16 protein-coding genes are annotated in these 13941 nt (G+C 69.4%); 2 read left to right on the top strand and 14 right to left on the bottom strand.

Features of this window, described 5'->3' with window-relative positions; all coding sequences use genetic code 11:
* Positions 1 to 125: 125 nt before the first annotated feature.
* Both FHR82_RS14920 and FHR82_RS14915 read right to left on the bottom strand, forming a co-directional pair.
* Positions 126 to 305, bottom strand: a complete 180-nt coding sequence (locus tag FHR82_RS14920) for a DUF397 domain-containing protein (RefSeq protein WP_311771137.1) — start codon at positions 303 to 305, stop codon at positions 126 to 128.
* 11 nt (positions 306 to 316) lie between these two features.
* Positions 317 to 1141 carry a helix-turn-helix domain-containing protein gene (locus tag FHR82_RS14915; protein WP_184810972.1) on the bottom strand — a complete coding sequence of 275 codons (825 nt, stop codon included), beginning with the start codon at positions 1139 to 1141 and terminating at the stop codon, positions 317 to 319.
* A gap of 75 nt (positions 1142 to 1216) precedes the next feature.
* On the opposite strand from FHR82_RS14915, the gene FHR82_RS14910 reads away from it, so the two are divergent.
* Positions 1217 to 1432, top strand: a complete 216-nt coding sequence (locus tag FHR82_RS14910) for a hypothetical protein (protein WP_184810971.1) — start codon at positions 1217 to 1219, stop codon at positions 1430 to 1432.
* On the opposite strand, the gene FHR82_RS14905 is transcribed toward FHR82_RS14910, so the two are convergent.
* The 8 genes from FHR82_RS14905 to FHR82_RS14870 form a co-directional block, all read right to left on the bottom strand.
* Positions 1405 to 3093, bottom strand: a complete 1689-nt coding sequence (locus FHR82_RS14905; RefSeq protein ID WP_184810970.1) for a sodium/solute symporter — start codon at positions 3091 to 3093, stop codon at positions 1405 to 1407. The two genes, FHR82_RS14910 and FHR82_RS14905, sit on opposite strands and share 28 nt — an antisense overlap.
* Complete coding sequence (locus FHR82_RS14900; protein WP_184810969.1) at positions 3090 to 3440, bottom strand: hypothetical protein; 351 nt, start codon at positions 3438 to 3440, stop codon at positions 3090 to 3092. Before FHR82_RS14900 ends, FHR82_RS14905 begins: the two co-directional genes overlap by 4 nt.
* Entirely contained in the window at positions 3440 to 4195 is a 756-nt protein-coding gene (locus tag FHR82_RS14895) for a LytR/AlgR family response regulator transcription factor (RefSeq protein ID WP_184810968.1), read from the bottom strand. Before FHR82_RS14895 ends, FHR82_RS14900 begins: the two co-directional genes overlap by 1 nt.
* On the bottom strand, positions 4192 to 5208 hold the full coding sequence (locus FHR82_RS14890) for a sensor histidine kinase (RefSeq protein ID WP_184810967.1): 1017 nt from the start codon (positions 5206 to 5208) through the stop codon (positions 4192 to 4194). Before FHR82_RS14890 ends, FHR82_RS14895 begins: the two co-directional genes overlap by 4 nt.
* A gap of 101 nt (positions 5209 to 5309) precedes the next feature.
* On the bottom strand, positions 5310 to 7100 hold the full coding sequence (locus tag FHR82_RS14885) for a sodium/solute symporter (protein ID WP_184810966.1): 1791 nt from the start codon (positions 7098 to 7100) through the stop codon (positions 5310 to 5312).
* A gap of 10 nt (positions 7101 to 7110) precedes the next feature.
* Positions 7111 to 7539 carry a hypothetical protein gene (locus tag FHR82_RS14880; protein ID WP_184810965.1) on the bottom strand — a complete coding sequence of 143 codons (429 nt, stop codon included), beginning with the start codon at positions 7537 to 7539 and terminating at the stop codon, positions 7111 to 7113.
* Between the two features lie 73 nt (positions 7540 to 7612).
* A complete protein-coding gene (locus FHR82_RS14875; RefSeq protein ID WP_184810964.1) occupies positions 7613 to 8446 on the bottom strand; it encodes a LytR/AlgR family response regulator transcription factor in 834 nt (277 codons plus the stop codon).
* A gap of 57 nt (positions 8447 to 8503) precedes the next feature.
* On the bottom strand, positions 8504 to 9337 hold the full coding sequence (locus FHR82_RS14870; protein WP_184810963.1) for a S49 family peptidase: 834 nt from the start codon (positions 9335 to 9337) through the stop codon (positions 8504 to 8506).
* 47 nt (positions 9338 to 9384) lie between these two features.
* On the opposite strand from FHR82_RS14870, the gene FHR82_RS14865 reads away from it, so the two are divergent.
* A complete protein-coding gene (locus FHR82_RS14865; RefSeq protein WP_184810962.1) occupies positions 9385 to 9687 on the top strand; it encodes a hypothetical protein in 303 nt (100 codons plus the stop codon).
* On the opposite strand, the gene FHR82_RS14860 is transcribed toward FHR82_RS14865, so the two are convergent.
* The 4 genes from FHR82_RS14860 to FHR82_RS14845 all read right to left on the bottom strand — a co-directional run bounded on the left by FHR82_RS14860 (position 9684) and on the right by FHR82_RS14845 (position 13791).
* Positions 9684 to 10925, bottom strand: coding sequence for a histidine kinase (locus FHR82_RS14860; RefSeq protein WP_376706413.1), 1242 nt, complete (start codon positions 10923 to 10925; stop codon positions 9684 to 9686). The two genes, FHR82_RS14865 and FHR82_RS14860, sit on opposite strands and share 4 nt — an antisense overlap.
* A 43-nt stretch (positions 10926 to 10968) precedes the next feature.
* Positions 10969 to 11832, bottom strand: a complete 864-nt coding sequence (locus FHR82_RS14855; protein WP_184810961.1) for a DNA-formamidopyrimidine glycosylase family protein — start codon at positions 11830 to 11832, stop codon at positions 10969 to 10971.
* A gap of 27 nt (positions 11833 to 11859) precedes the next feature.
* On the bottom strand, positions 11860 to 12312 hold the full coding sequence (locus tag FHR82_RS14850; RefSeq protein WP_184810960.1) for a DUF983 domain-containing protein: 453 nt from the start codon (positions 12310 to 12312) through the stop codon (positions 11860 to 11862).
* Between the two features lie 72 nt (positions 12313 to 12384).
* A complete protein-coding gene (locus tag FHR82_RS14845; RefSeq protein WP_184810959.1) occupies positions 12385 to 13791 on the bottom strand; it encodes a sigma-70 family RNA polymerase sigma factor in 1407 nt (468 codons plus the stop codon).
* Positions 13792 to 13941: the final 150 nt, after the last annotated feature.

Raw genomic sequence — 13941 nt, 5'->3', positions numbered from 1 at the left:
GAATGAAACCGGGGTTCCAAACCCTATGGAGGTGGTCAGGTGGCGTGAATCACTCGTGGATCAACCGCTTGGTCGCACGACGAACGGTTGACGAACGGTGCTTATAGCGCGACGAGTGGCGCAGGTCACATTTTGGTGACGTGAAGAAAACGCGCCCAAGCAGGGGCGGACACGACCAGGATCCCTCGTTCGGGGGACTTCGAGTCACGGACCGCTACAGAGAGTCCGGGGTGCGCCACCTCGACACAATTGCCGTTCGTGTGGTCCTGGCCGCTGCGGCTGCTCTTCCGCCAAACAAGGTCCACTGTGGACACCTCTATCGTTCTTGGCTGATGCGCTTGATCAGCGCGATGGAGTCGTCAGGGCTCAGCGCTTCGACACCCAGCCGATCGAACTTGAGTCTACAGGCTCGGACCTCGCCTTCTTCCTCGATGTGAAGCGATCCCGTGGCGTATTCGACGTAGAGCAGGTCGGGCTCGTCGCGGTCGTGGAACGACAACAATGTGAAGCCTCCGTCGAGGGCGCTGTGCATCTTGAGCGGCAGCACCTGAAGGGAGACGCTGGGGAGTTCTGCCATCTCGATCAGTTGTCGGAGCTGTGTCTGCATGACGTCCGGGCCGCCGACTTCCCGCCGGAGCGCCGACTCGTCGATGATCACCGACAGTTCGAGCGGGTCTTGCGTGCTGGTGAGGCGTTCTTTGCGGATCAGGCGGACTTCGATGTCGTTCCGCAGTTGGTCGGGCGTGCGGCGTCGGCGGCTGTGGCCGAACAGGGCGTGGATGTAGGCCTCGGTGTGCAGCAGGCCGGGGAGCATGAGGCCGGAGAATTCCTTTACTGATGCGGCATAGGTTTCTACGTCGACATATCCCGCGTCCTCGATGCCGTAGGAGCGGAACCACGGGGGTTTCGCCGCTTCGCGGGCTTCTTCGACAAGAGTGGCGTCGTAGTGGTCGTAGACGTCCATGGCGGAGCGGATGAAATGCACGTCAGCGCGAGTGGCGCCGGTTTCGATGCGCTGTAATGCGCTGCGGGTTTTGTCCAAGCGCTTCGCGGCTTCGGCCAGTGTGAAGTTGGCGCCTTCACGGATCTCCCGCAGCCGGCGTCCCAGCCGCCGCCGGAGGAATGGTGCTCGCTTACCCACGACTCATGATCGCAGCCACCTGGCCCAACCTTGGGAAACCCAGTGCTGGCGAGTTCATCCGCACACTGAAATACCATGGAAGGACGACTCTTCACGCTGGTCAGCGCGGACAACGAGGAAAACGTGTTCGCGTGGGGAATGCAAATCACGACGACGAACGACCAGGAAGCGGTGACCTATTGCCGCAACCCGGTCACCAACCAGACAGTTTTCGGACTGCACTCGAACGCGGAATCCGCTTTGCGGCGGTACGGGACCACATTTCAGTTGCGGTTGGTCTGGGAGGACTGAGCGCGTTCACGCAGGGCCCGGAGGCGGTCGGCCGGGGTTTGTTCGCGGTCCTCGTTGAGGTGCAGGCGGAGCATGGCCGTACGTGCCCACGTCGGTGGCCTGCCGCGCAGCGACACGAGGACCATCGTGAGGAACGCGAGCGGGACCGACCAGGGCGCTGGTTGTGCGATGAGGATGGCGAGCCAGCCGGTGACCGGCAGGCCGAACAGTGTGCAGGCGATCGCGCCCGACGACGCGAAGAGGCCGGCGAGGACACCGGACATGGCGCCGGTGACCGTGAGGCGCGACCACCAGATGCCGAGCACGAGCAGTGGGCAGAAGGTGGAGGCCGCGACCGTGAACGCCCAGGTGACGAGGACACCCGCGTCGAGGCGGATCGCTTGCAGCGCAAGGAGGACCACGACCGCGGCGGCCACCACCACGGTGACGCGGAGGCCGCGGAGACCGCCGGACAGCAGGTCGTAGGAGATGGCGCCGGAGACGACCAGGAGCAGTCCGAGCGAGGTCGCGAGGAACGCGGCGAAGGCGCCGCCGGTGAGCAGTGCGGTGAAGAGGCTGCCGGGCCAGCCGGTGTCGACCTGCGCGGGGAGCGCGACGACCGCGGTGTCGGTGGCGCCGGAGAGGTAGAGCTGCGGGACGAGGACGCGGCCGAGGACGCCGTAGATGCCGGGGAACAGGTAGAAGATGCCGAGCAGCCCGACCGTGAAGGCGGCGGTGCGGCGGGCGGCGCGGCCGTCGGGGCTGGTGTGGAAACGCATGATCACGTGCGGGAGACCCATGGTGCCGAGAGCCAGCGCGACGGTGAGGGCCCAGGTGCTCAGCAGGGGGTGGTCGGCGTCGGCGATGTCGAGGAGGGGGCGGGACCAGCCTTCGCCGCCGGGCCGTGCCTCGCCGACGACCTGCGGAACCTCATCGCCCGCCGCGAACTCGACGGTGGCACCCTGGGGGACTTCCCAGCGTTCGCCGTTCAGTTCGAGGGTCGTGCCGATGCGGAACTCGACGGACGTGTCGGCCGCGAAACGCGTGAACTCGACGGGGTTGAGGGCGTCCTCGCGGGTCTGCGGGCTGACCTGGATGAGGAGCCAGATCGCGGGGACGATGAAGAGGACCAGCTTGAGGACGAACTGGAAGGCCTGCACGTAGGTGGCGGCACGCATGCCGCCCAGGGCGAGGGTGATGGCGACACCGGAGCCCGCGATGACCACGCCGACCCAGTACGGGGAGTTGCTGACGGCGGAGAGGACCAGGCCCGCGGTGCGGAACTGCGGGACCAGGTAGAGCCCGCCGATGACGAGGATCACCGCCGCCGTGACTCGTCGCAGGGCCGGGGAGGCCAGACGGGCTTCGGCGAAGTCGGGGACGGTGAGCGCGCCGGAGCGGCGCATGGGGGCGGCGACGAGGACGAGCATCGCGATGTAGCCGGCGGTGAAGCCGACCGGGTACCAGAGCGCGCCGATGCCGTCCTTGACGACCAGACCCGCCACGCCCAGGAAACTGGCCGCGGAGAGGTACTCGCCGGAGACCGCGGCCGAGTTGAGGAGCGGGGAGACGCGGCGGGAGGCGACGAGGAAGTCGGAGGTGGTGCGCATGGCCGCCACACCGCGAAGCCCGATGAGCAACGTGATGAGGACGACGGGGGCTACCGCGAAGGCGAGGATCACTCGGTGTCCTCCGCCTTTTCGGCGCGGCGGAGTTGCCACCCTGCCAGCAGGGCCAGTGCCGGGTACGGGAGTACCGCCAGCGCCAGCCACGACACGGGGATGCCCAGCAGGCGGATGTCGTCCAGGCCCGGGAACAGGGCGAACACCAGCGGCAGGCCCAGGATGCCCGCGAACAGCAACGCCAGTGGCGCCACGGCCAGGCGGAGTTGGCGGCGGTGCAACACCAGCGCGCGGTCGGCGCCGGGACCGTCCAGTTTGGGGACTCGCCAGCGGCCTCGTGCCCTGCGGCGGGAATGCGCCAGCCGTGTCTGCGGGCTCATCACCGCGATGCGCTTGTGGCCTGGCATTACCGGCGGTCCAGCTGGCCGGACTTGGCCGCGGACAACAGCTTCTCGCGCAGGTCCCGCGCGTGGCGGCGGGAAACCGGGACGTCCCCCAGGTCCGTGTGTGCCAGCAGGCCGCCCACTGAGTCGCTGCGCAGTTCCCGGACCGCGTCCAGTGCCACCAGGAAGCTCCTGTGCACTCGGACGAAACCCGCCGGGGCCCAGTACTCCTCCAGGCGCGAGATCGGCATGCGCACCTCGTGCACGCCCGACACCGCGTGCAGGCGGACGTAGTCGCCGTGGGCTTCGACGTAGTGGACCTCGGTGCGGCGGATGTACCGCGTGCGGCCTTCCGACTCCACCGGCAGCGCGGCCATCGCGTCCGGGGTCTCCTGGGCCGGGCTGGCGTCCGGGATCACCCGGTTGACCCTTGCCAGCGCGTCGGCCAGACGTTCCGCTCGTATCGGTTTCAGCAGGTAGTCGACCGCGCCGATGCCGAACGCGGCCACCGCGTGTTGTTCGTACGCCGTCACGAAGACAATCGCCGGGGCCTCGTTCAACCGCGCCAGCAGCGAAGCGAGTTCCAGGCCGTCCAGTCCCGGCATGGAGATGTCCAGGAACACCGCGTCGTAGCGGCCGTTCTGGATCATGCGCAGTGCGGACAGTGCGTCCGTCGCGCTCGCCACCGCCGAAACTTCCGGGGAGTCCGACAGCAGCCTGCACAACTCGGCGAGTGCGGGGGGGACGTCGTCCACGGCCAGCACGGACAGGCCCGTCATCCTGGCATCACTCCCGGTTGGAACCTCGGGATCCGTACCACCACGCGGGTTCCCTCACCTGTCGCCGTCTCCACCACCAGGCCGTACCACGGGCCGTAGACGCTCCGCAGTCGTCTGTCCACATTGGCCAGACCGACGCTGTCCGAACCGCCGCGGCCCGCCAGGATCTCCTCCGCCAGCGCGGGGTCCATGCCGAGGCCGTCGTCCTCCACGCTGATCACGCAGTCGTTCCCCTCCGCCTCGCCGCGGACCTGCACGTGCCCGGTGCCCGTGCGCGGCTCGATGCCGTGGCGGACGGCGTTCTCCACCAGCGGCTGCAGCACGAGGTACGGCAGCGCCACCGCGAGTACCTCCGGCGCCACCCGCACCTGCACCTGTAGCCGGTCCCCCAGCACCGCGCGTTGCAGCGCCAGGTATGTCTCGATCGCGTGGAACTCGTCCGCCACCGTCGTGTACTCGCCGTGTTTCGCCAGGCTGTAGCGGATGTAGTCGGCGAAGTCGAGCATCAGCTCACGCGAACGGTCCGGTTCGGAACTGACCAGCGCGGCGATGACCGTCAGTGCGTTGTAGACGAAGTGCGGCGAGATCTCCGCCCGCAGCGCACGCAGCTCGGCCTGCGCCGCCTGTTCGGCCGACGCCTCCAGCCTGCCGCGCTCCAGCGCCTCCACGACCCACTTCGACGCCTCCCGCACCGCCGCCCGCCGGGACGCGCCCGCCACCACCAGCACGCCGGCCAGCTCGTGGTCCACGTGCAGCGGCACCGCCACCAGCGGGGACCGGCCTTCGCGGTTCTCGCTGTGCAGCACGCGTTCCACCAGCGCGTTCGCGTCCGCGTAGAACGGTGGCTCGTCCGGTGCCCAGACGGCTCGGCCGGACAGGTCGGCCAGCGCGACGAAGTCGGCGTCCAGCAGCCTGCGCAGGCCGCGGGCCGCCGACCGCACGCCCGTGCCGGACAGGCCTTCTTTCAGCTCGTCCGCGATGTGGCGTGCCATGCCGAGCACTGACACCGCCATCCGGGGCTCCCATCGTCCACGACCGAGCTCGCCTAGATGTTAATGGCGGGATTGCCCGATCTCGCCACTCGAAAGGGGACTGACCACCGGTAGCGACCGCCTCACTCCTTGCGGTGGCGGCCGTCCGCCAGCCGGGACCGTTCCTCGGCCGTGCCGAAGCTCGCCACCGCGCGGTCGCGGGTCAGGCCCAGGTTGTCCGGGGCGTGCATGCGCAGCCGGATCTGTGCGACGTCGGCCGGGATCTTCGCGGGAGTCGCCTTGCTCACCAGGATCACCGTGAGGAACGCGGCCGGGACCGTGATGATCGCCGGCTGGCTGAACACGCTCGGTGCCCAGCCGCCCGTGAGGTTGCTGATCGTGTTGATCACCAACGAGGCCAGCACCAGGCCGCCGCCCACGATCATGCCCGCGGCGGCACCCACCCACGTGAGCTTCCGCCACCACACGCCGAGCAGGAGGATGGGGCAGAACGTGGACGCGGCCAGTGCGAACGACATGCCGACCGTCAGCGAGATGTCGGTCTGCCGCACGGCGATCGCCAGTGCCAGCGGTACCCCGCCCGCCACGGCCGTCGCGAACCGGAAGTCCCGCACGCGGCCGCGCAGCACGTCCGTGGACAGCACCCCGGACACGCTCACCACCAGGCCCGACGACGTCGACAGGAACGCCGCGAACGCGCCTGCCGTGAGCACCGCGCCCAGGATGTCACCGAGGATGCCCGGCGCGATGCTGTGCGGCAGGTTCAGCACCGCCGCGTCGGTCTGGCCGGTGACCAGCAGTTCCGGCACGTACAGGCGGGACAGCGCGCCCAGCATGATCGGGAACAGGTAGAACAGCGACAACAACAGCAGCACGTGCAGGGTGGTGCGGCGCGCGGCTCTGCCGTCGGGATTGGTGTAGAAGCGGACCAGCACGTGCGGCAGGCCCATCGTGCCCAGGAACAGCGCCAGGATCAGCGAGTACGTGCTGAACAGGTCGCCGCCGTTCGACGCCGGCGCCAGCCAGCTCTCGTTGTCCGCGGGCGCACCGGCGACCACCGGGACCGACGAGCCCTTCGAGAAGTGCAGCGTGGTGCCCGCGGCGACCTCGTGCGTGCCGGGACCCCAGTAGACCGTGCCCATCGCGGGTTCGCCGTCGGTCTCGCCGCGCGCCGCGAGCCACACCGGGTCCTCGACCCGCAGCAGCACCGGGGTGCGCACGTCGATCTCGGTGTTCTGCGTGAACGTCGGCGGCAGCGCCTCGGTCAGCGTCGTCGCCTGCCCGTCGCGCAGGCCGCCGTTGCCGATGAACAGCAGGCACATCACGAACGTCGGCGCCGCGATCGCGAACAGCTTCAGCCAGTACTGGAACGCCTGCACCACCGTGATCGCGCGCATGCCGCCGCCGAACACGTTGACGATCACCACGACCGTCACCACCGTCGCGCCGACCCACGTCGGCACCGGCAGGATGTTCGCCAGCGCCTGGCCCGCGAGCTGCAGCTGCGGGACCACGTACAGGATCCCGATGAACACCACGAACACCGCGGCAAGGCCACGCAGCGCGCGCGATCCCAGGCGGGCCTCGCAGAAGTCGGGCAGCGTGTACGCGCCGGAGCGGCGCAGCGGGGCGGCGACGAACAGCATGAGCGCCAGGTAGCCCGCGGTGAACCCGATCGGGTACCAGAGCGCGTCGGCGCCGTCCTTCAGCACCAGGCCCGCCACACCCAGGAACGACGCCGCGGACAGGTACTCACCGGAGACGGCGGCCGCGTTGCGGCGCGACCGCACGGTGCGGCGCGCGACGAGGAAGTCCTGCGCGGTGCTGGCCGTCCTGGAGGAGCGCCACCCGATGTAGAAGGTCGCGATGATGACCGCAAAGGCACCCGAAAGGGCCCAGATCTTTGCGCTCACCAGACCTCGGTTACTTCTCGACCATCGCGACGAAGTCGCGTTCCTGCCGCTCGGCCACCACGTTGTACCAGTACCCGACGCCGAACAACAACGGGAAGGGCAGCAGTCCGAGCACGAGCCACGGTAACCGGACGCCCGCGAGGGTGGTCTGGGACAGCTGCGGCAGGAAGAAGAACAGCGCGGGGAGTGCCAGGAAGAAGGCGAGCGTGGCCAGCCAGAACTTCATCGCCTGCTTGAACTGCGCGCGGATCAGCTGGCGGACCAGCTCCTCGCCGTAGCTGGTCTGTTCCTCCAGCTCGATGACGGTGCGCAGGCGGGTGACGGGGGCCCGGGAGTCGGCCAGTACGACGCGCTTGCGGCGGGGTTTCGTCGGCGGGTCCGTGTAGGACCGCCGCGGCCCCTGCTCTTCCCGGCCAGGACCCGCCGAATGCCTGCTCACGACCGCCCCTCGCAGGCTCGGTCCGGCCGCTCGCCGTCGCCCCGTGTTCGACTAGTCGCTCCGCAAGCTCCGCTCATAAGCCACCGCGGCGCACGATCCGGTCCTTCAGCTCACGCGTGTGCCGCCTGCTCACCGGCAGCTTGCGTTCCTCGTCGCCGATGACCACGTGGTAGCCGTTGCCGCCGAGCTGCAGCTCGGTGATCAGGTTGATCGGCACCAGGTACGAGCGGTGGATGCGGACGAACCCCGCCTTCTCCCACCGCTCCTCCAGCTGCGCGAGCGGGATCCGCACCAGGTGCGAGCCCTCGGTGGTGAACAGGCGCGCGTAGTCGCCCTGCGCCTCCACCCAGCGCACCGACGAGCGCGGGATGAGCTTCGTGTTGCCCGCCAGCTCGACCGGGATGACCTCGTCGTCCGCCGGTTCGGACGCGACCTGCGGCGCCTCGCCGACCAGCCCGTCACCGCGCAGCTTGGAGATCACCCGCTGCACCGCGCGGTCCATGCGGCCCTGGTCGCACGGCTTCGGGATGAAGTCGACCGCGCCGAGGTCGAACGCCTCGACCGCGTCGTTGCCCTCGCCGTGCCCGGTGATGAACACCAGCACCGGCGACGGCTTGAAGCCGGCCAGCACCTTCGCCATCTCCATGCCGGTCAGGCCGGGCATCTTCAGGTCGGAGAAGACCGCGTCCACGATCGGTTTGCCCGCGTTGCGGCGCGCGGTCAGCTCCTGGTCGTCGCCGCCGAGCTGGCGCAGCGCCTCGGTCGCGTCGAACGCCGGGATGACCCGGCGCACGTAGCGGTTCGCCTCGAGCCGTTCGACCATCAGGTCCATGCCGTCTTTCTCGTCGTCCACGGCGAGGACGACGAGACCGGGGGTGTTGGGTGGAGTACTCACTGTGACCCGCATCTTGCCGATGGGAAGTACCGTCTGTCCATGGTGTTGCCCCTCGTGGGTGACACGAGATCAGAGACCGAAGCGGGACCAGAGTGCCCGATGTTCGATGGCAGTGAGCAGTGACTGTGTCGCACCCCCCAGTCCGAGTCGCGCCAGCAGCGGGCGCTTCGGCTCCGCCACGACCAGTTCCGCCTCCGGAAAACGCGAGGTCAGCACGGCGCGGAGGTTGCCGACCCCGTCGACGAGACCCATCTCCTTGGCCCGCACGCCGGTCCACACCTCACCGGTGAACAGGTCCTCGCCGTCGTTCAGCCGGTCGCCGCGGCGGTCCTTCACCCACGACACGAACTGGTCGTGCAGCTGCGACTGCAGACCCTTGATCCACTCCACGTCCTCGTCCTTCTCCGGGCGGAACGGGTCGAGGCGCACCTTGTGGGCGCCCGCGGTGTAGACGCGGCGTTCGACGCCGACCCGTTCGAGCAGCCCGTTCAAACCGAAACCCGCGGTGACCACACCGATCGAGCCGACGAGCGACGACGAGTGCGCGAAGATCTCGTCGGCCGCGCACGCGAGCCAGTAACCACCGGACGCCGCGACGTCCTCGCAGAACGCGAGGACGGGCACCTTCTTCTTGTCGGCCAGCTCCCGGATCCGCTCGCTCACCAGCGCCGACTGCGTCGGCGCGCCACCCGGCGAGTTGATCGCGAGCGCGACCGCGGACAGCCGCTCGTGGTCGAAAGCCTTGGCCAGGGCCTGTTCCACGGTGTTGATGTTGATCGTGCCCCGGCTCAGCGGCGACGGGGTCGGAGTGATGACGCCGTGCAGCTTGACCACCGCGACGACAGGTTTTGCGGTGCCCCTGTTGATGGGGAGCCGGGCGGCCAGCTTTTCCGTGACACTCATGGAACCACCCTACGTATCCCGCGCGAGTTCGCCCGCTCATGTTCCGTATGGGGAAGCAGGTGCGCTGGCGGGCGTGGCTCGGCATGGGGGACGAGTCGCACCTGTCGCAGATCGACGTCGCCGAGTTCGCGTCGTGCGCGGCGGCGCGGGCATGGGTGGAGCGGCGGCTGTCGGCGGTGTGGGCGCGGCCGGGGCTCGCGGTGTTCGGCTCGGTGGACCGGGGCGTGTACCTGGACGAGACACCCGGCGCCGCGGCCCACTGGACGCTCGACCCGCACTGGGCGGGCATGGACGCGGACGTGGTCGACGGCCAGGTCCGCTGGCACCGCCCGGGCACCCGCTGCGACTAGGTCGGCTGGCTCGCCTTCGGTTCCGTGTCCTCACCGAACTTGGGGAGGTCCGGGCGGACGCCGGGGAAGAACTTGGGAACGCGCAGGATCACCTTCATGCCCGCGCCCGGCGCGGTCTCCGCCATCAGCGCGTACTCGTCACCGAACACCTGCCGCATGCGCTGGTTGATGTTCCCGATACCGACGTGCGACCCACTCTTGTGGGCGTCCCGCAGGTCGGCGAACAGGCGGTCGGCGTCCATCCCCACGCCGTCGTCCTCCACGCTGATCAGCGCCTCGTTGCCGTTGTCCTGCGCCACGACCGTGACCGTGCCGCCGCCCGGCTTCGGGGACAGGCCGTGCTGCACCGCGTTCTCCACCAGCGGCTGGAGCACCAGGAACGGGACCACCACTGACAACACCTCCGGTGCGATCTTGATGCGCACGTTGAGGCGGTCGGCGTACCGCTGGCTCTGGATCGTCAGGTAGCGGTCGATGTTGCGCAGTTCCTCCGCCAGCGTCGTGAACTGGCCGGAGGTCCGGAACGAGTACCTGGTGAAGTCCGCGAACTCCTGCAGCAGGTCACGCGCCCGCTCCGGGTCGGTGCGGATCAGCGAGGAGATCGAGTTCAGCGCGTTGTACAGGAAGTGCGGCGAGATCTGTGCCCGCAGCATCCGCACCTCGGCCTTCGCGAGCTGCTGCTTCGACTCGTCCAGCTTCGCGAGCTCCAGCTGGATCGCCACGAACTGCGCGACCTCGTCGGCGGCGCGGATCAGCCGCTTCGAGTTGATCCCGCCGACCACGATCAGCGTGCCCTCCACCTGGCCGTCCGGGATCAGCGGCACGATCACGGCCGTGCGCATCGGGCAGCGGCTGCGGTGGTCGCAGGACAGGTTCGTGTGGTGGATGGCCGCGCGCTGGCCGTTGCGGATGGCCATGTCGATCGCGCCGGTCAGGTCGGCGTAGTGCTCGTTGGCGCCGCCGTCCCACGACAGGAGGTGGCCGGTCGCGTCCGTGATCCCGATGGCGACGCACTTGAGCATCTCCACCAGGTGCTTGGCGGCCTGGTCAGCGGCCTCCTCGGTGAGCCCGCTGCGCATGGCGGGCGCGGCCTTCGACAACCGCTGGACCGCGTCCAGGACGGCGTCGTCGACCGAGTTGTCGGTTTTCCGGGACCGGATCCAGAAGGCGAACGCCGCGGCGAAGACGAGGATCGCGATCCCGCCGACGATGGTGCGTTCGTTCAACAGGTCGGTCACCCGGCAATGCTCCGGCCACGACACCCTCCGTGGCAAGCGCGGGTCACTTGAGCAACCTCGACAACCTCCGGTCAGCGAGCGGCTTCCCGCCCGTCTGGCAGGTCGCGCAGTACTGGAACGCCTTGTCGGCGAACGACACCTCGCGCACGGTATCGCCGCACACCGGGCACGGCATACCGGTCCGGTTGTGCACCCGCAGACCGGACCGCTTCTCGCCCTTCAGCGTCGCCGCGTGCTGGCCGACCGACCTGTTCACGGCGCTGGTGAGGATCTCGCGCACCGACTCGTACAGCCGGTCCAGCTGATCGTCGGCCAGCTTGCCCGCCGTCGCGAACGGGGACAGCTTCGCCATGTGCAGGATCTCGTCGGAGTACGCGTTGCCGATGCCGGCGATGATCCGCTGGGTAGTGAGCGCGTTCTTCAGGCGCTCGGTGTGGCCGGAGAGCACTGTGACGAACTCGTCACGGGTCAGCGCCAGCGCGTCCGGGCCCAGCGCCGCGATGCCCGGCACCTCTTTCGGGTCGGCCACGATCCACACCGCCAGGCCCTTCTTGGTGCCAGCCTCGGTGAGGTCGAAGCCGGGGCCCTGACCGGGCGGGCCGAGGTGCACGCGGAACGCGAGCGGGCCCTTCCCCGGCTTCGGCGGCACGGCGGAGAGGGTGTCGGCCCAGCGCAGCCAGCCCGCGCGGGCCAGGTGGATGATCAGGTGCAGGTCGCCGACCTCGACGTCGAGGAACTTGCCGTGCCTGCCGGCCCCCGTCACCTCCTTGCCGTGCAGCTCGGTCCACGGTGGGGTGACGGTCTTCAGCACGGACAGTGAGGCGACGTCGATCCGCGCCACGGTGCGACCGACACCGTGCTCGCGGATGTGCTGTGCGAGCGCCTCCACCTCGGGTAGTTCTGGCACGGCCCCAGTCTTGCCCGATTCCGGCGGTTACGCCACGGGTTGCAGCGGACCTTCGAGGCCCGGCTGCGAGTCGAGCTGGATGTCCTTGGCGATGCGGTTGACCTGCTGGCGGACCGTGAACATGCCGCGCACGGTGCCGACCCAGCGCTCCTCCGGCTCGCCCTCGCCGTTGTCGCCGGTCTCCGCGACGACCTTCCACGGCCGCCGCAGCGCCCAGCGGGCCGGGAAGAACAGGATCGCCAGCACGATGAGGAGGCCGAGCCACAGCATCTTGCTGCTCCACGGCGCGACGACGTCGTCCGGGATCGACACCACGAGCACCACGGCCAGGCCGATGACCAGCGCGAGCAGGACGAACGCGGACATGCTGCCGACGCTCACGTCGTGCTCGAAGTCGTCGTCAGTGGCGGGCTGCCGCCACTCCATCTCGCCGCGCAGGGTCCACATTCGTCCGTCAGCCCCGCGCACAACGCGCGTCATTCGATCGCCTCCCGGCGGCCGGCAACATCAACTTCAATGATGGCGCATACCGGGGGCGTTGTCAGGGCCCGGTCAGGTGGTTGGTGCCGGATCTGTCGCACTCATCGCGGTCGCGTGGCCGTCCTTGGGCTGTGTGTAGGTCGTCGTCGACTTCGTCGTGCGCGTCTGATCCAGGGAGTTGACCTCGGTGACGGTGGTCGTCTCCTGCACGAGCGTGTAGTCCTCGTACTCGTGGCTGTAGGTCTCGACCGTGGTCTCGCGGTACACGATCGGGGCGCTCTCGTCGAAGGCCGGGGTCTCGCTCGACATGGGCACGTCGTCGCGGCCGTCACCCTCGGTGGTCGTGGTCTCGGCGCCCTCCGCGGGCACGCCCGCGGGCGTCCCGGACGTGGGGGTCACGGGGGCGTCCGTGTCCTCGGCGCCGTACCCGCGGTCGGAGGTCTCGTCCTTCTCCGGCGGCGTGATCGAGTCCTCCAGGCTGCCGCGCCGCACGTCGACGGTGGTCCTCGGCTGGACCGGCTGGGCCGCCGCGTGGGTCTCGATGGCCCGCTTGCCGGCCAGCTCCATCGGCTTCGAGTCGTCCCCGCCACCCCACGGCGCGAACGCGAACCCGAGCGCCCCGGCCGCGGCCGCCGACGTCGCGGCGATGCCGACCTGGACCTTCGTGCTCGCGAGCAGGCCCTTGAGGGTGGCGCCGAGCTGCCAGAGCGCGGCCCCCACCACCGGCACGGTCGCGAGCGCGGTGTGCGGGCGCAGACCGACGAAGATGTCCCGCAGCTCGGCGTACATCGCGGTGCAGGACGTGCAGGTGGACAGGTGTGTGCGGATGCGACGGCGTTCGATGCCCGAGGTGGTCCCCGCGGTGTAGGCGCCGAGCTTCTCCAGCACGGACCGGCAGCCGACGGCACTGCGCTCGGACGCCAGGTGGGCCTGCAGGTAGGCGGCCCGCAGCCCCTGTCTCGCCCGGCGGGCGAGCGCGGCGGTCGCGTTGGGCGACAGGCCGAAGTTCGTGGCCACGGCCGCCGGGCGCTCGCCCTCGACCTCCATCTTCCAGAGCACGCGCCGCCACCGCTCCGGCAGCGACGTGAAGGCGCGGCGGATCAGGTTGCGCTCGGTGAACTGGCCGGAGGTGTCCGGGTTCGCGGGAGCGCGGTGGGTCAGCTCCTCGTCGGAGACCGGCATCTCCTTGCGCCGCAGACTCCACTCCCACGCCACCCGCCTGGCGACGATCAGCAGGTAGCCGCGCACGTTGTCGACGGGCCCCGCACCGCGCCGGATGGCCTGCAGCACCCGGAAGAACGCCTCCGCCGTCAGGTCGTCGGCCTCGGCCCGGTCGTTCACGAGCCCTAGCGCGAGCCGGAAGACGGCGGCGGAATGACGGGAGAACAGCTCACCGAAGGCAGCGTCCTCACCCCCACGAAGCCGCTCGAGCAGTGCTCGGTCCCCGCCTTCTGGTGCTTCCACAGCCTCGCTGGTCACGACACCTCCATCCCGACCGCCACGGGATTCGCCAAATCTGCCACACACCGTTTCGAGTGGACGGCAAACGTTAAGAACGTGAAGGCGATACCGACGAAGGTATTAGGCCAACCAGTCCAGGTCGCTGTGCCGAACAGCCCCATGCCAAAG

Source organism: Actinophytocola algeriensis (assembly GCF_014203735.1).
In the GTDB taxonomy this organism is placed as follows: domain Bacteria; phylum Actinomycetota; class Actinomycetes; order Mycobacteriales; family Pseudonocardiaceae; genus Actinophytocola; species Actinophytocola algeriensis.
The sequence above is the reverse complement of the archived record's forward strand: the minus strand, read 5'-3'. Positions and strand labels throughout refer to the sequence as shown.

Bases quoted from the DNA above. Each gene is read 5' to 3' on its own strand.
- FHR82_RS14890 (WP_184810967.1), bottom strand. From the start codon at position 5,208: ATGGCGGTGTCAGTGCTCGGCATGGCACGCCACATCGCGGACGAGCTG.
- FHR82_RS14870 (WP_184810963.1), bottom strand. From the start codon at position 9,337: ATGAGTGTCACGGAAAAGCTGGCCGCCCGGCTCCCCATCAACAGGGGC.
- FHR82_RS14895 (WP_184810968.1), bottom strand. From the start codon at position 4,195: ATGACGGGCCTGTCCGTGCTGGCCGTGGACGACGTCCCCCCCGCACTC.
- FHR82_RS14865 (WP_184810962.1), top strand. From the start codon at position 9,385: ATGGGGAAGCAGGTGCGCTGGCGGGCGTGGCTCGGCATGGGGGACGAG.
- FHR82_RS14900 (WP_184810969.1), bottom strand. From the start codon at position 3,440: ATGCCAGGCCACAAGCGCATCGCGGTGATGAGCCCGCAGACACGGCTG.
- FHR82_RS14850 (WP_184810960.1), bottom strand. From the start codon at position 12,312: ATGACGCGCGTTGTGCGCGGGGCTGACGGACGAATGTGGACCCTGCGC.
- FHR82_RS14875 (WP_184810964.1), bottom strand. From the start codon at position 8,446: ATGCGGGTCACAGTGAGTACTCCACCCAACACCCCCGGTCTCGTCGTC.
- FHR82_RS14910 (WP_184810971.1), top strand. From the start codon at position 1,217: ATGGAAGGACGACTCTTCACGCTGGTCAGCGCGGACAACGAGGAAAAC.